Raw genomic sequence first — 20,185 nt, 5'->3', positions numbered from 1 at the left:
CTCAGGCGCCGAAGAACGCACTGGGTGTCAGACCGAACTGGCGTTTGAACATCGTGGTGAACGCCGTCGGGCTCGAATAGCCGAGCGCCAGCGCGATGTCGAGCACGCGTTCTCCGCTCGCAAGTCGTTCAAGCGCATTGAGCAAACGGGCCTGCTGACGCCATTGCGTGAACGTCAGCCCGGTCGCCTTCACGAAGCGTCGGTGCAAGGTACGCGGATCGATGCCGAGCTTGCGGCTCCAGGATTCGGCGCTGGTGGGATCGTCAGGCGATTCGCGCAAGCGGTCGCAGATCGGCTGCAGCAGGGCATCGCTGGGCTGCGGCAGATGCAGCGGCAGTGTTTGCAGTGTGCGCAACTCGTCGAGCAGCAGGCGCATGAGCCGACCGTCGCGGCTATCGCGCTGGTAGCTCAGCGGAATATCGAGCGCGGCCAGTATCAACTCGCGCAGCAACGCCGAAATGCCGAGCACCGCGCATTGCGTCGGCAGGCCGGGTGCCGCGTCGGGCTCGACGAATGCGGCGCGCATGTGGACTTCTCCGACCATGCGCACCGCATGCTCGACTCCGGCCGGAACCCAGACGCCGCGCGTCGGCGGCACCACCCAGCGGCCGTGTTCGGTGCTGACCACCATCACGCCGGTCACCGCGTGCAACAGTTGGGCATTCGGATGTCGATGCGGCGGGTTGCGATGGCCCGAGGCGTAATCGACCGCAATCACCGTCACGGGCAGGCCGGTGTCGTGTAGTTGCAGGTAGCGCGGCGCTTTTTCTGGCGTGGTCATGTCCGAATCTAAAAGCTTGGAGACCAATTCTCGCAGGACGGGCGATTTCGGTCGATTTAGGATGCGCGCCGGCTGCGATCGGGCGGCCCGTCCGCCAAGGCGGATGCAAACTTGGGAAGAATTTGCGTCATGACCACCTCCAACTCCGCTTCCATCGCGGCTCCGAGCGCGATGCCTGCGCGCGAAGCCACCGGCTATCGCGTGATCGGGGCGCTGAGCTTTTCGCACTTTCTCAACGACATGATCCAGTCGCTGATTCTGGCGATCTATCCGCTGCTCAAGTCCTCATTCTCACTGAGCTTCGCGCAGATCGGCCTGATCACGCTCACCTACCAGTTCACCGCCTCGCTGCTGCAGCCACTGGTCGGGCTCTATACCGATCGTCGTCCGCAGCCACGTTCGCTGACCGTCGGCATGGGCTTTACCTTGTCGGGGCTCGTGCTGCTCGCGGTTGCGCCCAATTTCCCGACGCTGCTGATCGCCTCGGCGCTGGTCGGCACCGGTTCGTCGATCTTCCATCCGGAGTCTTCGCGCATCGCGCGCATGGCCTCGGGTGGGCGTCACGGTCTGGCGCAATCGCTGTTTCAGGTCGGTGGCAACGCGGGTAGCGCGGCAGGCCCCTTGCTCGCGGCCTGGATCATCATTCCGCAAGGTCAGCGTTCGGTGGCCTGGTTCAGCGTGGCCGCGCTGCTCGCGATGGTGGTGCTCTGGCAGATCGGCAGCTGGTATGCCGCGCAGAACCGCGCAGCAATCGGCAAGCCGCGTGCGGTGGCGCAAAGCGATCTGCCGCGTGGAAAAGTCGCGCTCGCCATCGGCGTGCTGCTGGTGCTGGTGTTCTCGAAGTACTTCTACATGGCGAGCATCATGAGTTACTTCACTTTCTACCTGATCGAGAAGTTTCAGCTCGGCGTGCAATCGGCGCAGATGCATCTGTTCGCGTTTCTGGCCGCGGTCGCCGCAGGTACGCTGCTCGGCGGGCCGATCGGTGACCGCATCGGCCGCAAGACGGTGATCTGGGCGTCGATCCTCGGTGCGGCGCCGTTCACCTTGCTGCTGCCGTACGTGAATCTGTTCTGGACCGGCGTGCTGTCCGTGATCATCGGCTTCGTGCTGGCTTCGGCGTTCTCGGCGATCCTCGTCTACGCGCAGGAACTCATGCCCGGCAAAGTCGGCATGGTGTCGGGCCTGTTCTTCGGCTTCGCGTTCGGCATGGGCGGGCTCGGCGCGGCGGTGCTCGGGCAGTTCGCCGATTCGGCCGGCATCGAGGCGGTCTACAAGGTCTGCGCGTTGTTGCCGCTGATCGGCCTGCTGACCGTTTTGCTGCCGAACACACGCGCGAAACACTGAGCGTGCGCGTAGGTCCGGGCCAAACCACGGGACAGTTCGAGTTCAGTTCCAATGTCTTAGGTTGACCGCGTTCACGCCGGTACTTTCCTTGCTGCCACTTTGCGCAGCACCGCCGGTGTTCGACATGGAAAAACCGAATGGATTCGACTGCGAAGTCCCGCACTGTGGTTTGGCCCGGGCGTTCTTACCCTTTGGGAGCGACCTGGGACGGCGAGGGAGTGAACTTCGCATTGTTTTCGGCGCACGCCGAAGCGGTCGATCTATGTCTGTTCGACGCCACGGGTCAGCATGAAGTGGCCCGCGTGCGTCTGCCCGAGTACAGCGATCAGGTCTGGCATGGCTATCTGCCCGATGCGCGTCCGGGCGTGCTGTACGGCTATCGCGTCTATGGCCCCTACGATCCGGCCAACGGCCACCGGTTCAACCCGCACAAGCTGCTGCTCGATCCCTACGCGAAATCGATCGCGGGCGAGATCAACTGGAGCGATGCGAACTTCGGCTATCGCATCGGCAACGCCAAGGAAGACCTGTCGTTCGATCGCCGCGACAACGCGCGCTACATGCCCAAATGCCGGGTCATCGATACCTCGTTCACCTGGGGCGAAGACCGGCGTCCGCGCACGCGCTGGGAAGAAACCGTGATCATGGAAACCCATGTGCGCGGCTTCACCAAGCGTCATCCGGGCGTCGAGCCCGCACGGCGCGGCACCTTCGCAGGGCTGGTCGCGCCGCCGGTGCTCGACCACTTCGTGCGCACCGGCGTCACCGCCGTGGAGCTGCTGCCGATTCATCACTTTCTCAACGACCGGCATCTGACTCAAAAGGGCCTCACCAATTTCTGGGGCTACAACAGCATCGGCTTCTTCGCGCCCGATCCGCGCTTTTTGTCGAGTGGACTGATCGAAGAATTCAAGACGATGGTCAAGCGCTTTCACGGCGCGGGCATCGAGGTGATTCTCGACGTGGTCTACAACCACACGGCCGAGGGCAATCACATGGGCCCGACGCTGTCGCTGCGCGGCATCGACAACGCAAGCTACTACCGCCTGGCCGAAGACAAGCGCTACTACTGGGACGTGACCGGCACGGGCAACACGATCAACATGGATCATCCGCGCGTGTTGCAGATGGTCATGGATTCGCTGCGCTACTGGGTCAGCGAAATGCACGTCGACGGGTTTCGCTTCGACCTCTGCTCGACGCTCGCACGCGAGCACGGAAACTTCGATCCGGGCAGCGCGTTTCTCGACGCGGTGCGGCAAGACCCGCTGCTCAACACGGTGAAGATGATCGCCGAGCCCTGGGATCTTGGCCCTTACGGCTACCAGGTGGGCGGTTTTCCGCCGGGCTGGGCGGAGTGGAACGGTGCGTTCCGCGACACCGTACGCAAGTTCTGGAAAGGTGATGGCGGGCTGCTCGCCGAAATGGGCAACCGCGTCGCGGGCAGCTCGGACATCTACGATCACAGCGGGCGGCGGCCGTGGGCCTCGATCAACTTCGTCACCGCGCATGATGGCTTCACCTTGCAGGATCTGGTGTCCTACAACGACAAGCACAACGAGGCCAACGGCGAAGACAATCGCGATGGCCACGATCACAACGAATCGTGGAACTGCGGCGCCGAAGGCCCCACCGATGACATCGCCATTCTCGCGCTGCGCGACCAGCTCAAGCGCAATCATCTCGCCACGCTGATTCTGTCGCTCGGCGTGCCGATGCTGCTCGCGGGCGACGAGATGGGCCGCACACAGAACGGCAACAACAATGCCTACTGCCAGGACAACGAGCTGTCGTGGACGCAGTGGGAAAACCTGCGCCCCGAGGACGAGCGCCTGCGTGAATTCGTCGCCGGCGTGATCGCACTGCGGCGCAAGCACCGCGTGTTTTCGCGGCCTGCGTTCTTCCGCGGCAAGGTGATGGCCGCCGATGGCCTCAAGGACATCACCTGGATCGCGCCCGATGGCCGCGAGCAAACCACCGACGACTGGAACAACGGCATGGCGCGTTGCTTCGGTTGGGTGCTCGGCGGGGCCGCTGGCGAGTACTACACGACCGGCGGGCAGCGCGACATCGACGACAGCTTTCTGGTGATGATGAACGCGCATCATGAGGCGATCGATTTCTGCATGCCGGCGCTGGACGTCGAACTGCGTTGGGAGCAGCTCATCGACACTGCGCTCGATAGCGGCTTCGCAGAGCCCGGGCAATTCTACGAGCGCGGCGAATCGTTCCGCATCCAGGGCCGCTCGATGGCTTTGTTCATCAATCGCGGCATGCCGGTGCTGCGTGGCAAGGAACCGCTCGCGGCCTCGGTGCCTGACGCGATTCCCGAAAACGTCGAGCCGCCCGCCAACGACCAGATCGTCGAAGACGAAGCCGTTGCGCAACGCAGGAACAGAAAAGGCAAGGAAGCCGCATGAAACGCTATCGCCGTTTGCCGTTCGGCGCGGAAGTCACCGATGACGGCGTCGAATTCCGCTTGTGGGCGCCGGGTGCCGAAGCGGTGGAACTCGTGATCGAAGGCGGCCCGACGCTGCCGATGCGGCGTGGCGAGGATGGCTTCCACGAATTGCGTACCCAGCAGGCGAACGCCGGTACACGCTATCGCTACAAGATCGGCGATCTGCTGGTTCCCGATCCGGCCGCGCGCTATCAACCTCAGAGCCTGGGCGGCGCGAGCGAAGTGGTCGATGCCAGGACCTTCGACTGGACCGATGCGAACTGGAAAGGCCGTCCCTGGCACGAGCACGTGTTGTATGAACTGCATGTCGGCAGCTTTTCGAAGCGCGGTGATTTCGATGGCGTGATCGGGCACTTCGATCATCTGCTGAGCCTGGGTGTCACCACGATCGAGATCATGCCGGTGGCCGAATGTCCGGGCCGCTGGAACTGGGGCTACGACGGCGTGCTGCTCTATGCGGTTGAAGAGCGCTACGGCGGGCCGCAAGGACTCAAGCGGCTCGTCGACGCCGCGCATGCCAAAGGGCTGTCGGTGATGCTCGACGTGGTCTACAACCACTTCGGCCCCGACGGAAACTACCTGCACGCCTACGCGCCCGATTTCTTCACCGAAAAGCACAAGACGCCGTGGGGCGCGGGCATCAATTTCGATGACCGGCACAACGAAGTCGTGCGCTCGTTCTTCATCGAAAACGCCTTGTACTGGCTGCAGGAATATCACCTCGACGGCCTGCGCTTCGATGCCGTGCATGCGATCGCCGACGACAGCAAGCCCGATTTCGTGACCGAGCTCGGCACGCGTATTCGCGAGGTGATTCCGGATCGTCATGTGCACCTGGTGCTCGAGAACGATCAGAACCGCAGCAGCGTGCTCGGCTTCGGCTTCGGCTACGCCGGTGCCGAGCAGGGCCTGGGCCCGTTCACCGCGCAGTGGAACGACGATTATCACCATGTGCTGCGCGTGGCCGTGACCGGCAACACCAGCGGCTATTACGCCGACTACGCGAATGAGCCGCTCAAGCATGTGGCGCGTGTGCTCGCCGAAGGATTCGCCTATCAGGGCGAAGTTTCGGCGCATCGCGACGGTGCGCGTCGAGGCGAGCCCAGCAAGGCGCTTCCGGCGACGGCTTTCGTCTCGTTCATCCAGAACCACGATCAGGTCGGCAACCATGCCTACGGCTGGCGGCTGCATCACTTCGCATCCGATGAGGCGATCCGCGCTGCCACCGCGATCCTGTTGCTCGGCCCGCAGATTCCGATGCTCTGGATGGGGCAGGAATGGAACTGCGAGCAGCCGTTTCCGTTCTTTTGCGACTTCACGGGCGAACTGGCCGATGCGGTGCGCAAAGGGCGTGCGGAAGAGTTCAAGTCGTTTCCCGAGTTTCAGAGCGAGGAGGCGCGCAAGCGCATTCCCGATCCGCTGGCAGCGTCGACTTTCCAAAGCGCCGTGCTCGACTGGAGCAAGCTCCAGCAGGATTCGGCCAAGCCTTGGCTGGCGCTGTATCGAGATCTGCTGACACTGCGCCGCGAGCACGTGTCGCCCTTGCTTGCGCAAGGCAGTGCTGTCGGCAGCGCGAGTGTCGACAACGGCGTGCTGAACGTGCAGTGGCGCTTCGCCGATGCCGCGGTGCTGCAGCTCGTCGCGAACCTCGGCGACCAGCCTCGCACTCACGGGGAAGGTGCGGTGCTCGGTCGCACGCTGTATGCGACGGCGCGCCTCGAAGGCCGCGAGTTGCCGCCCTGGTACGTTGCGGTCAACAGGCTCGATCAGGAAGGAGCGGTCGGGTGAAAGCTCCGCAGTCTGCGCAGCTTCCGCGAGCGACGTATCGCCTGCAGCTGCACAAGGATTTCACCTTCGACGATGCGATCGAGGTGTTGCCGTACATCGCCGACCTCGGTGTTTCGCATCTGTATCTATCCCCGATCATGGCCGCGCGTCCGGGCTCGACGCACGGCTACGACGTGATCGATCACAACCGCGTCAATCCGGAACTCGGCGGCGAAGAGGGTTTCGATCGGCTCTGCGCGAAAGCGCAGTCGCTCGGCCTGGGCATCATTCTCGACCTCGTGCCGAATCACGTCGGCGTCGGGGCGGACAATGCCGCGTGGATGGAAATGCTCGAATGGGGGCAGCGCTCGGCCAAGGCCGGCATGTTCGATGTCGACTGGAATTCGTCGCGACGGAACCTGCAGGGAAAAGTCCTGCTGCCCGTGCTGGGCGCTCCGTTCGGCATCGTGCTCGAGCAGGGCGAACTCACGCTCAGGCTCGATGCGCAGGCCGGGCAGATCGATGCCTGGTACTACGAGACACGACTGCCGGTTTCGCCCCTCGATTACCTGGCTCTGCTCGAGCCCTCGCTCAAGCGGTACACGGGCGAACACGCTCGCGAGCTCGCGAATCTGGTGCGCGATTTCGAAGCGCTGTCGACGCATCAAGGCTCGGACCAGTCCCTGATCGACACCGCCCGCGGCTTGAAGTCGCGGCTCGCCGAGGCAGTGCGCACCGATGCGGAACTCGCCGCTGCGATCGCATCGACGCTGGCCGAGTTCTCGAAAGACTGGCGAGCGCTCGGCGAGCTGCTCGATCGCCAGGCTTATCGAGCCGCGTACTGGCGTGTCTCCGCCGACGAAATCAACTATCGCCGCTTCTTCGACATCAACGATCTCGCGGGCCTGCGCGTCGAGCGCGAAGCCCTGTTCGCGAGCATGCACGAGCGCGTGTTCGAGTTCGTCGCGCAGGGCAAGGTGCAGGGCCTGCGCATCGATCACGTCGACGGCCTGCTCGACCCCCGCGAATATGCCGAGCGCCTGCAGGCCGCCGCCGGCAAGCCCGATGCGCCGATCTACATCGTCATCGAGAAGATTCTGGCCCCGCACGAATCCTTGCCCGAGAGCTGGCCGGTCGCCGGCACCACCGGCTACGACACGCTCAATCTCGTCGGCGGACTGTTCATCGATCCGGCGTCGGAGCGCGCGCTGTCGCTGCTGTATCGGCGCTATACCCGGCGTGACGAAGATTTCGATTCGCTGCTCGTGCGCAGCAAGCTGCAGATTCTCCAGGAGTCGCTCGCGAGCGAAGTGGGCGTGCTCGCCAACGCGGTGCAGACGCTCAGCGCGAGCGATTGGCACTCGCGCGATTTCACCTACGCCGGAATTCGCCGGGCGCTCGAATCGCTGATCGCGCATTTTCCGGTGTATCGGCCGTATCTCGATCGCAGGCTCGCGCCGAGCGCGGCCGATCTGCGCGTGATCGATTGGGCCGTCGGCCGTGCGAAGAAAGCCGCCGGCGCGGTGGACACGTCGGTGTTCGATTTTCTGGGCAAGCTGCTCAAGGGTGAGCTCTGTGCGCCCGATTCGGGCTACGACGCCGAGCTTGCCTTGCGTGCGGCCCAGCGCTTCCAGCAGCTGTCGGGTCCGGCGATGGCGAAAGGACTCGAAGACACCAGTTTCTATCGGCACTTTCGCCTGCTCGCGCACAACGAAGTCGGTGGCGATCCGCGTCGTTATGCGGTCACGGTGTCGGCGTTTCACCGCGCCAACGAAGAGCGGCTCAGGAAGTTTCCGGCCGACATGCTCGGCGCGACCACGCACGACACCAAGCGTGGCGAAGACGCGCGCATGCGCATCGCGGCGCTGTCCGGCATGACGGCCGAGTGGGGCAGGCGGGTGTCGGCGTGGACGCGTGCGAACCGGCGCTGGGTCGGCGAACACGAGGGCGAAGCCGCGCCTGATCGCAATCACCAGTACTACTTCTATCAAACGCTCGTCGGTGCCTGGCCGATGGAGCTGCGCGTCGACGACGTGGACGGCGCGGCAGCGCTCGCCGAGCGCGTCATCGAGGCGATGCTCAAGGCCGTGCGCGAAGGCAAGGAGCGTTCGAGCTGGACCAATCAGGTCGCGGCTTACGAGGACGCGGTGCGCAGCTTCGTTCGCGGCGCACTCGATGCGAGCAAGCCGAATGCCTTCCTGCTCGACTTTGCCGAATTCATGCAGCGCGTCGGTGCGCTCGGCGCACTCAACTCGCTGTCGCAGACGCTGCTGCGGCTGACCATGCCGGGCGTGCCCGACCTCTATCAGGGGTCCGAAAGCTGGCAGCTGTCGATGGTCGATCCGGACAATCGGCGGCCGGTCGATTACGCGAGACTGCGTGAGCAGCTGGCGGAGCTGCGCAAGGAATCGAATCCCGCGGCGCTCATGCAGCGTTGGGCCGATGGCTTGCCCAAGCTCCATCTCGTGCAGCGCGTGCTGGAGTTGCGCAGGCGAAAGCCGCTGCTGTTCGCCGCGGGCGTGTACCGGCCGTTGGCCGCACAGGGCGAACGTGCGGATCACCTGGTCGCCTACGCTCGCGAGGATGACTCCGCGCAGTTGCTCGTGCTCGCTCCGCGGCTATGGCCGGCGCTGCAGCCCGATCCGGCGCAGCCTGCCGACTGGAGAGACACTCAGCTGATGTTACCGAACGGTCAGTACCGAGATCTGCTCAGTGATCGTGTCGTCAACGGTGGCGCACGAAACGTGAGCGAATTGCTGTCTGCCTTCCCGGTGGCGTTGCTGCTTCGAGCCTGATCGGCCGCTACAATCGCGGCCCTTTGCCGCTTTTTCTGTCGATCGCCGGAACTTTTGCCCCATGGGCTATTGAAACTGCCGATCGCGAACCCAGAAACAGCTGCATCATCGCCCAGACAGCCGTAGCCAACCTCATCATGACGGATCAAGCCGAGCCCAAACCGACCGAAACCGCCGCCGAAGGCAACGAACTGACCGCTGCGCTGCAGCAGGTCGAAGATCTCAAGAACCAGCTGCAGGCCGCCAAGGAAGCGCACCTGCGCTCGCTCGCCGAACTCGACAATGTGCGCAAGCGAGCCGAACGAGAGATCGATTCGGGCCGCAAGTTCGGCGCCGAAAAGCTGCTCAGCGAGCTGCTCGGCATCGCCGACTCGGTGGACCTGGGTCTGGTCGCAGCCGACAAGCCCGACGCTTCGGCCAAGACCATCGCCGAAGGCCTCGAGCTCACGCGCCGCCAGCTCGTGTCGGTGCTCGAAAAGCACGGCGTGACCGCGGTCGACCCCAAGGGTCTTCCGTTCAACCCTGATTTCCACGAGGCCGTGAGCATGGTTCCTTCGGCCGACGTGGCACCCAACCATGTGCTGACGGTGATGCAGAAGGGCTACAAGCTGCACGAGCGCCTGCTGCGCCCGGCCATGGTCATCGTGGCGCGGGCGCCCTGAGACCGTCGGGCGTGTTCGGCACGTCTTCCAGACAACATTGACACGCGTCATTCCGGGCAGAGCCAAAACCTCTTGAAATGCCCGCAGTGATCAATAGATAAGCGGCAACAGCAATCTTTCGGAGCAACACCACAATGGCAAAGATCATCGGCATCGACCTCGGCACCACCAACTCCTGTGTTGCCATCATGGAAGGCAACAACGTCAAGGTCATCGAGAACAGCGAAGGCGAGCGCACCACGCCGTCCATCGTTGCCTACGCCGACGACGGCCAGATCATCGTCGGCCGCTCGGCCAAGCGCCAGGCCGTGACCAATCCGCACAACACCGTGTTCGCGGTCAAGCGCCTGATCGGCCGCCGCTTCGATGACGCGGTGGTGCAGAAGGACATCAACATGGTGCCCTACAAGATCGCCAAGGCCGGCAACGGCGACGCCTGGGTCGAGATCAAGGGCAAGAAGCTGTCGGCGCCGGAAATCTCCGCGCAGACCCTGCTCAAGATGAAGAAGACGGCCGAAGACTATCTCGGCGAAACCGTCACCGAAGCCGTCATCACGGTTCCGGCCTACTTCAACGACAGCCAGCGCCAGGCCACCAAGGACGCCGGCAAGATCGCGGGCCTGGACGTCAAGCGCATCATCAACGAGCCGACCGCCGCCGCGCTCGCGTTCGGCCTCGACAAGGTCAAGGGTGATCGCAAGATCGCCGTCTACGACCTCGGCGGCGGCACCTTCGACGTCTCGATCATCGAGATCGCCGAAGTCGACGGCGAGCACCAGTTCGAAGTGCTGGCCACCAACGGCGACACCTTCCTCGGTGGCGAAGACTTCGACATGCGCGTGATCGAATACATCGCCGACGAGTTCAAGAAGGAGCAGGGCATCGACCTGCGCAAGGATCCGCTCGCGCTGCAGCGCCTCAAGGAAGCGGCCGAAAAGGCCAAGATCGAGCTGTCGAGCACGACGCAGACCGAAATCAACCTGCCGTACGTGACGGCCGACGCCTCGGGCCCGAAGCATCTCAACCTCAAGCTGACGCGCGCCAAGCTCGAGTCGCTGGTCGACGAACTCATCACCAAGACCATCGAGCCCTGCCGCATCGCGCTCAAGGACGCGGGCCTGAAGGCTTCCGAGATCCAGGAAGTGATCCTGGTCGGCGGTCAGACGCGCATGCCCAAGGTGCAGGACCAGGTCAAGGAATTTTTCGGCCGCGAGCCGCGCCGTGACGTCAACCCGGACGAAGCGGTCGCCGTGGGCGCCGCGATCCAGGGCGCGGTGCTGGCCGGCGACGTCAAGGACGTGCTGCTGCTCGACGTCACCCCGCTGTCGCTGGGTATCGAAACCCTCGGCGGCAAGATGACCAAGCTGATCGAGAAGAACACCACGATCCCGACGCGCAAGTCCGAAACCTTCACCACGGCCGACGACAACCAGCAGGCGGTGACGATCCAGGTCTACCAGGGTGAGCGCGAAGTGGCCTCGGCCAACAAGCTGCTCGGCCGCTTCGACCTGTCGGACATTCCGCCGGCCCCGCGCGGCATGCCGCAGATCGAGGTGACCTTCGACATCGACGCCAACGGCATCCTCAACGTGTCGGCCAAGGACAAGGCGACCAACAAGTCGCAGAGCATCGTCATCAAGGCGAACTCGGGTCTGTCGGACGCTGAAATCCAGCAGATGATCAAGGACGCCGAAGCGCACGCCGAGGAAGACAAGAAGTTCAACGAGCTGATCGGCGCCCGCAACCAGGCCGACCAGCTGATCCACGGCGTCGAGAAGTCGCTCAAGGATCTGGCCGAGCAGGTGCAGGAAGACGAGAAGAAGGCCATCGAAACCGCGATCAGCGAACTGCGCGAAGCCATCAAGGGCAGCGACAAAGACGCCATCGAAGCCAAGACGGCCGCGCTCGGCGAGGCGTCCGGCAAGCTGGCCGAGCGTGCCTACGCCAAGGCCGGCGGTGATGCGGCCGGTGCGGCTCCGGGCGGCGCGCCGGGCGCGTCCAGCAAGGACAGCGACGTCGTCGACGCCGAGTTCACCGAGGTCAAGGACGACAAGAAGTAAGTCGGGGAACGAGAAACGGGAGGCGTGAGACGCGAAAGCGGCCACGTCTCCCGTTTCGTTTTTTCTGACACGAACCTTGCCTGTCCAAACCGCATTCGATCGAACTCACGCCCGATGAGCTTTTTCGCCTCCCGTCTCCCGTTTCACGTCTCCTGGCACCCATGAGCAAGCGCGACTATTACGAAGTTCTCGGCATCAGCCGCCAGGCCACCGACGACGAACTCAAGAAGGCGTATCGCCGCTTGGCCATGAAGCTGCACCCGGACCGCAATCCGGGAAATGCCGAAGCCGAGGAGAAGTTCAAGGAGTGCAACGAGGCCTACGAAGTCCTCATCGATCCGCACAAACGTGCGGTATACGACGAGCACGGCCACGAGGGGCTGTCGCGCGGCGGCGGTGGCGGCTTCGGCGACATGGGCGGCGGTTTCTCGGACATTTTCGGGGATGTCTTTTCCGACATCTTCGGCGGGGGAGGCGGCGGACGCCGCAGCGGGCCGCGTCGCGGTGCAGACCTGCGCTACATGATGGATCTCACGCTCGAGCAGGCGGTGTTCGGCTCGGCCGAGACCATCCGCATTCCAACACTCAACGATTGCGAAACCTGCCACGGGCACGGCACCGCCGACGGCAAGGCGCCGCCCAAGTGCAGCACCTGCGGTGGTGCCGGCCAGGTGCGCGTGCAGCAGGGCTTCTTCGTGCTGCAGCAGACCTGCCCGCATTGCCGCGGCCGCGGAACCCAGGTCACCGATCCGTGCAAGAGCTGCCGCGGCGCCGGCAAGCTGCGCAAGGAGAAGACGCTCGAGGTCAAGATTCCGGCCGGCGTCGACACCGGCGACCGTATTCGCCTGACCGGCGAGGGCGAGCCCGGCGAAAAGGGCGCCCAGCCGGGTGATCTCTACGTGCAGGTCAACGTCAAGCCGCACGAATTCTTCGAACGCGATGGCAGCGATCTGTACTGCACGGTGCCGATCGACTTCGTCACCGCCGCGCTCGGGGGCGAGCTCGACGTTCCGACGCTGGCCGGCAGGGCCCAGCTCAAGCTTCCCGAGGAAACCCAGACCGGCAAGGTGTTCCGCCTGCGCGGCAAGGGCGTGAAGTCGGTGCGCGGCGGTCCGGTCGGCGATCTGCTGTGCACCGTCGTCGTCGAAACCCCGGTCAAGCTGACCAAGCGCCAGCGTGAGCTGCTGCGCGAGCTGGGCCAGACCCTGCAGGGCGAAGACGGTGCAGGACACAGCCCCGAATCGGCCTCCTGGCTCGATCGCGCCAAAAAATTCTTCGGCGCCGACGCGCGCTAAGATGTTGGCGCCGCGGCGGCGGGTCTTGTGTTGTCGAGACCCGCTGTGACGGCTTGCACAGGCTTATCAAGCGCTTGCATCTCCAATCTCGATTAAGCCCGCGGTAGCTTTTGTCTACTGATACTTCGTTCATTTCCCGAAACAATACGGGTCGCCGGATGTCGCCGGTTGCCTGCGCTCTCGAAGCTTGCCGCAGCAGGACGCTATCGGCATTGAAATCAACACGTTTCCTCTTTACTTTAAAGAGATAAGTCAAAGACCACGTGCCGTACGCCCTGCGTTTGGCGGCCCGTATCTGGGAGTGCGCATGAGCGACGTCGATCAGGGAAGCCTGCAGTACTTTCAGTCCAGGGCCTGTAACTCCCAATGGGCGGGATTCCTGCGTGCCTTGGCCGAAGAACTCATGCAGCAGATGCCCGTCGAAGAATTGCGGGCTTTCTTTTTCGTGATCGGCGGTCGCATCGCCACACAGAATCCGCTACCGGGCGGGGCCAGTCTGGCCGATCTCGAATCCAACGCGAATGCCTATTTCAACAAGCTTGACTGGGGTTGGGTCAAGGTTCGAGACCTGCAGTCGTCGCTCGAATTCGCGCATTCCTGCGCGCCATTGCGTCAGGCCTTCGGCGACAACGCGCTGAGTTGGGCTTCTGGCGTGCTCGAAGGTCTGTACGCGACCTGGCTGCGTCAGGTCGGTGCAGCGAACCAGCTCGAGTTGCATCAGATCGGTGGTGCCGAGGGAGCCGTGGATACGCTGCGTTTCCGGCTCGCGCACCCCAGCTACTTTGCTTGATCGGTTGGAGCTCGAGGCCATGGCCGACCGCAGCGACGACATCAAACAGCTGTTCTCCCATCTCGGCCTGAACCCGGGCGATTACCAGGAGATGCGCGAAAAAACGCGCGCACTCTCGCGTGGCACCGAAGACGCTCGGGTGCAGGCGGCTGCGAACACGCGCCATGCAGCGGAAGCCGCCACCTCCAAGGCTCAGCAGGCGCCGGCCTTTCCGCCGACCGTGAGGCTCAACCCCTTGATCACGCGCATGCCGGCTGCCGGCAGCGAGGCGGCCCAGCGCTGGCCCTTGCTCAAGGCGGCGGTCGAGACGCCGACGCGCGTCGCCCAGCGCTCCGAGCCGCCCGTGGCTCAGACGCCAGCGGCCTCGACTCCGGACTCGGCCCGGTCGCCCGGCAGCGCCAACGAAGTGACGACCCTGCTCCAGGCCGTCGAACAGGCCAAGGCACTGGAGCGCGCAGAGAGCGATGCGATCGAGCGCACGACTCGTCGGGTCGTCGAAGAATTGCAGCGTCATCGGGTCCCGCCCCAGGAGACCGAGCGCGAGAGTGCTCAGGCTACTCCGCAGGCTGCGGCCGCTCAGCTTCGATCCACCTCGCCAACGCAGGGCAGCACCGCCACGGCTACTGCCGAAGCCCCCAAAACGAGCTTTTTCCAGAAGCCCGGCGCCCGCCCTCGGACCGAGGCGACCGTCGCCGCCCCGGCTTCCGCGGCGCCCGCATCCGAATCCGCTGCCGCATCGGCCGCTTCCGGGTCCGAACTGCAGAGCGCTTTCCAGCGCCTGTCCGATCCCGAGCGCATCCCGCCGCAACGCTTCTCGCGACTGAAGTTCAACTACCGCGCCGCCGAGGCGCCGTCCAAGCCCAAGAAGCTCAAGGAAGAGAATTTGGAAGACGTCTTCAGCCGTATTTCCGGTCCGCCGAAATCTCGCTGATGCTCGCCAGGCGCCAGCCATGACGGCCGCGACAGCAGCTGCGACGGTGGTCGCGGTCGTTTCTCCGAAGGGTGGGGTCGGCAAGACGACCGTGGTGGCCAACCTCGCGACGGCGCTGCTGGATGGTGGCCGTCCGGTGACGGTGGTCGACCTCGATCCGCAGAACGCTTTGAGGCTGCATCTGCAGATGTCGCTCGACGAATCGCGTGGTATCGCGGTCCAGGCCCTGCAGGGCCTGCCGCTCGCACAGGCCTGTTTCGACAGCCCGCAGGGGCTCACGGTATTGCCTTACGGGACGCTCGCGGAGTCCGACCGCCGGGATTTCGAGCGCATGCTCGACGGCGATCCGACCTGGCTTTCGCGTGCGCTGGCCGAGCTTCCGCTGCCTGCGGGCTCGCTGGTGCTGCTCGATACGCCACCGGGTGGCTCGGTCTACCTGCAGCAGGCGCTGACGGCGGCACGCTTCGCCCTGCTGGTGCTGTTGCCGGATGCGGCGTCCTTCGTCACCATCGCGAGCATGGAACGCTGGCTGGATGACTACAGCCGTCCTCGGCCGGAGTTTCTTGGGGGCTATTACCTGGTCAATCGCATGAACAACGCGCGCGCGCTGTGCCGCGACGTGCTCAATGCGATGAACCGCGAGCTCGGTCCTCGCATGGCACCGCACAAGCTGCATTTCGACGCGGCGATCGAAGAGGCGCTGGCTTCGCAGCTGCCGGTTTCGCGCTACGCCCCCGACTCGGTGGCGACGCGCGATTTCTCCGCCGTTGCCGGCTGGCTCTCCGAAAAGGTCTGAACATGGCATTCGGCTTTGCCAATCGCGACATCGACCGTCTGATCGAGCGCTTCGTCGAGCGCCCGCTGTGGGACCATCCATGGGCGCTTACGGTGGCCCTGCTGGTCTGTCTGATTCCGATCTACGTCGTGATCGTGGTGCCGTTGCCGCTGCAGTGGCAGGCACTGTTCGCGATCTCGATGTTCCTCGCCGCGACCTGGCTCAACCGCATCGAAGGGCGACTGGTCTCGCTCGTGCTGATGGCGATCTCGGTGCTCGTGAGCACGCGCTACATGTACTGGCGCATCACCGAGTCGGTCGGATTCAAGACCCACTCGCTCGTCGACAATGCCTTCGCGATCGGCCTGATCCTGGCCGAGCTCTACGCATACACGGTGCTGGTGCTCGGTTATTTCCAGGTGTTGTGGCCGCTGCAACGCAAGCCCGCGCCGATTCCGATGGCGCTGGCCGAGTGGCCGACGGTCGACATCTACATTCCGACCTACAACGAGCCGCTCAAGGTCGTACGCCCGACCGTGCTCGCGGCGCTGGCGATGGACTGGCCCAAGGATCGCTTCCGCGTTTACGTGCTCGACGACGGTCGTCGGCAGGAGTTTCGCGATTTCTGCGCCGCCGTGGGCGCGACCCATATCACACGCAACGATTCCAAGCACGCCAAGGCCGGCAATCTCAACCGCGCCATGGAGAAGACCGCCGGCGAATACATCGCGATCTTCGATTGCGATCATGTGCCGACACGCTCTTTCCTGCAGATCACGCTCGGATGGTTCCTGCGCGACCAGCGCCTGGGCATGCTGCAGACGCCTCACCACTTCTTCTCGCCTGATCCGTTCGAGCGCAACCTCGGTACCTTCCGCAAGGTTCCGAACGAAGGCGAGCTGTTCTACGGCTTGTTGCAGGACGGCAACGATTTCTGGAACGCGACCTTCTTCTGCGGATCGTGCGCGGTGCTGCGCCGGACCGCGCTGCAGGAAGTCGGCGGCATCGCAGTCGAAACCGTGACCGAAGACGCGCACACCGCGCTCAAGATGCATCGCCTGGGCTGGAACACGGCCTACATCAACCTCGCGCAGGCGGCCGGCCTGGCCACCGAATCGCTGTCGGCGCACGTCGGCCAGCGTATCCGCTGGGCGCGCGGAATGGCGCAGATCTTCCGCGTCGACAACCCGCTGCTCGCCAAGGGGCTCAACTGGGGACAGCGGCTCTGCTACACCAACGCGATGCTGCACTTCTTCTACGGCCTGCCGCGCATCGTGTTCCTGACCGCGCCGCTGTCGTATCTGTTCTTCGAAGCGCACATCATTCAAGCGGGCGCCTTGCTGATCCTGGCGTACGCGGCGCCGCACATCATGCACGCCAACCTCACCAATTCGCGCCTGCAGGGGCCGTTCCGGCATTCGTTCTGGGCCGAGGTCTACGAGACGGTGCTGGCGACTTACATTTTGATGCCGACGCTGCTCGCACTGATCAACCCCAAGCTCGGTACGTTCAACGTGACCGCCAAGGGCGGCCTGGTGCAGAACGAGTATTTCGATCGCGACATCGCCAAGCCCTACGTGATGATCCTGATGGCCAACGTGGTCGGCGTGATCGTGGGCATCGGCCGAATGCTGTACTGGAACACCCACGAGCTCGACACCGTGGTGCTCAACCTGTTCTGGACCGCGTACAACATCCTGATCGCGGGCGCCGCGCTGTCGGTGGCCTGGGAATCGCGCCAGATCCGCTCGGCGATTCGCGTGGAGGCCGAACTCGCGGCGGTGGTGCGGGCCGCGGACGGCACCGAGGTCCAGGCGGTGACGAGCGATCTTTCCGAAGGCGGCGTTGCGGTGAAACTTTCGCAGAAGCTCGATCTGCCGGTCGGCACGCTGGTGCAGATCGCGCTCGCTCCGGAATACCGCGTAGTGTGGATTGACGGCAAGGTGACGCGCTCCACGGGCGATATCCTGGCCATGCAGTTCGAGCCGATGGATCTGCGCCAGGAAAGCCAGCTCATCTACGCCATTTTCGGGCGCGCGGATGCCTGGGTGCGCTGGGCCGAGAATCGCCCGAACGACGACATGAAGAAATCGTTCCTGCAGGTGCTCAGGCTCGGCCTCGCCGGCACCTTGAGAATGACGCAAGTGATATTCGAGTCCGCAATCAAAGAAATGAAAAAGTCCATGGAAAAAGTCATGCGCGGGATCAAGACGGGCAAAACGACCGCGGCAGGCATTGCGCTCGCGGTGATGGTGAGCCTGGCCGCGATCAGCCCGAAAGCATCGGCACAGGACGGCACCACCGCTGGCTTCTCGTCGGTCAACCTGCCTTCCGGCGCGATGCCGGTCAGTGGCCCGGCGACCGAGGCGGTGAGCTCGGCCCCGAATTCGCGTCGCCTGACTTTCCGCGACATGGGCATGCAGCGCCCGATCCGCCTGCGCGGCGTGCAGGGCGAATACGCGATTCCGCTGTCGGTCCGCGACGACGAACTCATCACCAAGGCCAAGCTGCGCATCCGCTTCGCGCATTCGCCGGCGCTGCTGTTCAACATTTCGCATCTCAACGTGCTCGTGAACAACGAGCTCGTCGGCACGATCCGCGTTTCGGAAGAGACCGCCGGCGGCGCCGAGCGCGAGATCGACGTCGATCCGCGACTGTTCGTGCAGTACAACCAGATCGGCCTGCAGGCCATCATGTCGTACACGATGGATTGCCAGAACCCGGTCGATTCGAGCCTCTGGACCATCGTCAGCAACACCTCCTCGCTCGAGCTCGAAGTGCAACCGCTGGCGCTGCCGAACGATCTCAAGATGCTGCCGCAGCCGTTCTTCGATCCGCGCGATTCGCGCCGCCTGACGCTGCCGTTCGTGTTCACCGCGCCTCCGGGGCCGCAGGAGCTCGAGGCCGCTTCGGTCGTCGCGTCGTGGTTCGGCTCGATCGCCACCTATCGCTCGGCCAGCTTCCCGGTCTACATCAACCAGCTGCCGCCGCAGGGCCACGCGGTGGTGATCTCCAGCAACGGCGTGTTGCCCGAAGGCGTGGCGATTCCGGGTGGCGGCAGCGGCGGCAAGATCAGTGTGGTCGACAATCCGCGCGCTCGCGGCGGCAAGCTGCTGACGGTCACCGGCAGCGACGGCGGTTCGCTCAATGCGGCGGCGCGTGCGCTGACGCTCGGCTCGCAGGCGCTGGTCGGCGAATCGGTTTCGGTACGCGAGTTCACCGAGCCGGAAGAGCGCAAGGCCTATGACGCGCCGCGCTGGCTGCCGACCGATCGTCCGGTGCAGGTCGGCGAGATCGTCGAGCCCTATGCGCTGGAGGCCAGCGGCCAGTATCCGGAGGCCATTCGCATTCCGTTCCGCCTGCCGCCGGACCTCTTCACCTGGCGCGGCGACGGCATGAAGCTGCACCTCAAGTACCGCTACACGCCGACCATCGGCACCAAGTCCACGCTCAACGTGAACAGCAACGGCGAGTTCGTCTCGGCCGTGCCGCTGCAGGCCACCGGCGAGGATCAGGCCGCCGCCGATCGCATCAACCTGCCGTTCGCCGCGCAGACCGATTCGGTCAACAGCTCCACCGTCTACGTGCCCGAGTACAAGTTCGGCGCCGAGAACACCCTGATGTTGCAGTACTACTTCGAGCGCAAGAAGGAAGGCCCTTGCCGCGATGTGGTGCTCGACAACCTGCGCGGCTCGATCGATCAGGATTCGACCATCGACGTGTCGGCCTACCCGCACTACACGCATCTGCCGAACCTGGCGCTGTTCGCCAACGGCGGCTTCCCGTTCTCGAAGTATTCGGACCTCGCGCAGACCGCGATCGTCGTGCCGGACAGCGTCGGGGCGAAGGATGTCGAGGCCCTGCTGACGGTGATGGGCCGCATCGGCAACGCCACCGGCATGCCGGCGTATCGATTCAAGTTCGGCCGCGCTTCGGACATCGCGCAGTTCAGCGACTTCGACATCCTGGTGATCGGCAGCGGCACCAACCAGCCGTTGCTCGAACAATGGGCCGATTACATGCCGATCACCGTCTCGGGCGGGGTGACGCGCCTGCGCGTGGTCGGCCCGGTCGAGCGCATCCGCGCGCGCTGGGAAGATCGCGACATCGACGCGGCCACCGAGCACGCGGGCCGCGTGATCCTGCAGGCCGGCCGCTCGCTCGCAGTGATGATGAGCTTCGAGTCGCCGATGTCCTCGGGTCGCACGGTAGTGGTGATCACCGCGGGCGATGGCGATCGTCTCGCCGAACTCGCGAACGTGCTGACCGACCCGGGCAAGACGCAGTTCCTGCGCGACGACCTCGTGCTGCTCAACGGCGATGAGATCAATCACTACCAGATGGGTAGCCAGTACACGGTCGGCAAGCTGCCGGTGTTCATGGCCCTGCGCTGGTGGTTCGCGCAGCAGCCGGTGGTGCTCGCCTTCATCGCGCTGTTCGCGGCGCTGATCGTGGCGCTGGTGCTCTATCGCACGCTGCGTCGCATGGCCGTGGTGCGCAAGAACCCCGGTCACTAAGGGC

General features: G+C 64.4%; 12 protein-coding genes. 11 read left to right on the top strand and 1 reads right to left on the bottom strand.

Annotation, left to right across the window (positions count from 1 at the left end; genetic code table 11):
* Window position 1: 1 nt before the first annotated feature.
* A complete protein-coding gene (locus WQQ_RS02085) occupies window positions 2-781 on the bottom strand; it encodes an AraC family transcriptional regulator (RefSeq protein ID WP_007183392.1) in 780 nt (259 codons plus the stop codon).
* Window positions 782-910: 129 nt separating this feature from the next.
* On the opposite strand from WQQ_RS02085, the gene WQQ_RS02080 reads away from it, so the two are divergent.
* The 11 genes from WQQ_RS02080 (at window position 911) to bcsA (ending at window position 20,181) form a co-directional block, all read left to right on the top strand.
* A complete protein-coding gene (locus WQQ_RS02080) occupies window positions 911-2,128 on the top strand; it encodes an MFS transporter (protein WP_040452831.1) in 1,218 nt (405 codons plus the stop codon).
* Window positions 2,129-2,265: 137 nt separating this feature from the next.
* Window positions 2,266-4,548: a glycogen debranching protein GlgX gene (glgX, locus tag WQQ_RS02075; protein ID WP_083844381.1), complete on the top strand. Its 2,283-nt coding sequence runs from the start codon at window positions 2,266-2,268 to the stop codon at window positions 4,546-4,548.
* Complete coding sequence (gene treZ, locus WQQ_RS02070) at window positions 4,545-6,377, top strand: malto-oligosyltrehalose trehalohydrolase (protein WP_007183388.1); 1,833 nt, start codon at window positions 4,545-4,547, stop codon at window positions 6,375-6,377. The genes glgX and treZ overlap by 4 nt, the downstream gene beginning before the upstream one ends.
* The gene (treY, locus tag WQQ_RS02065; protein WP_007183387.1) at window positions 6,374-9,151 is read left to right on the top strand and encodes a malto-oligosyltrehalose synthase; all 2,778 of its coding nucleotides are present in this window, start codon (window positions 6,374-6,376) and stop codon (window positions 9,149-9,151) included. The genes treZ and treY overlap by 4 nt, the downstream gene beginning before the upstream one ends.
* Window positions 9,152-9,288: 137 nt before the next feature.
* Entirely contained in the window at window positions 9,289-9,813 is a 525-nt protein-coding gene (grpE, locus tag WQQ_RS02060) for a nucleotide exchange factor GrpE (protein ID WP_007183386.1), read from the top strand.
* Window positions 9,814-9,947: 134 nt separating this feature from the next.
* A complete protein-coding gene (gene dnaK, locus WQQ_RS02055; RefSeq protein WP_007183385.1) occupies window positions 9,948-11,873 on the top strand; it encodes a molecular chaperone DnaK in 1,926 nt (641 codons plus the stop codon).
* 161 nt (window positions 11,874-12,034) lie between these two features.
* Window positions 12,035-13,168 carry a molecular chaperone DnaJ gene (gene dnaJ, locus WQQ_RS02050; protein WP_007183384.1) on the top strand — a complete coding sequence of 378 codons (1,134 nt, stop codon included), beginning with the start codon at window positions 12,035-12,037 and terminating at the stop codon, window positions 13,166-13,168.
* Between the two features lie 187 nt (window positions 13,169-13,355).
* A complete protein-coding gene (bcsD, locus tag WQQ_RS02045) occupies window positions 13,356-13,958 on the top strand; it encodes a cellulose biosynthesis protein BcsD (RefSeq protein ID WP_157534471.1) in 603 nt (200 codons plus the stop codon).
* A gap of 19 nt (window positions 13,959-13,977) precedes the next feature.
* On the top strand, window positions 13,978-14,889 hold the full coding sequence (locus WQQ_RS02040; RefSeq protein WP_007183382.1) for a flagellar biosynthesis protein FlhF: 912 nt from the start codon (window positions 13,978-13,980) through the stop codon (window positions 14,887-14,889).
* 19 nt (window positions 14,890-14,908) lie between these two features.
* Window positions 14,909-15,685: a cellulose biosynthesis protein BcsQ gene (gene bcsQ, locus WQQ_RS02035; RefSeq protein ID WP_007183381.1), complete on the top strand. Its 777-nt coding sequence runs from the start codon at window positions 14,909-14,911 to the stop codon at window positions 15,683-15,685.
* Window positions 15,686-15,687: 2 nt separating this feature from the next.
* Window positions 15,688-20,181, top strand: a complete 4,494-nt coding sequence (gene bcsA / locus WQQ_RS02030) for a UDP-forming cellulose synthase catalytic subunit (protein ID WP_007183380.1) — start codon at window positions 15,688-15,690, stop codon at window positions 20,179-20,181.
* The last annotated feature ends 4 nt before the right edge of the window (window positions 20,182-20,185 follow it).

Origin of the sequence: Hydrocarboniphaga effusa AP103 (assembly GCF_000271305.1) — a bacterium.
In the GTDB taxonomy this organism is placed as follows: Bacteria; Pseudomonadota; Gammaproteobacteria; order Nevskiales; family Nevskiaceae; genus Hydrocarboniphaga; species Hydrocarboniphaga effusa.
The sequence above is the reverse complement of the archived record's forward strand: the minus strand, read 5'-3'. Positions and strand labels throughout refer to the sequence as shown.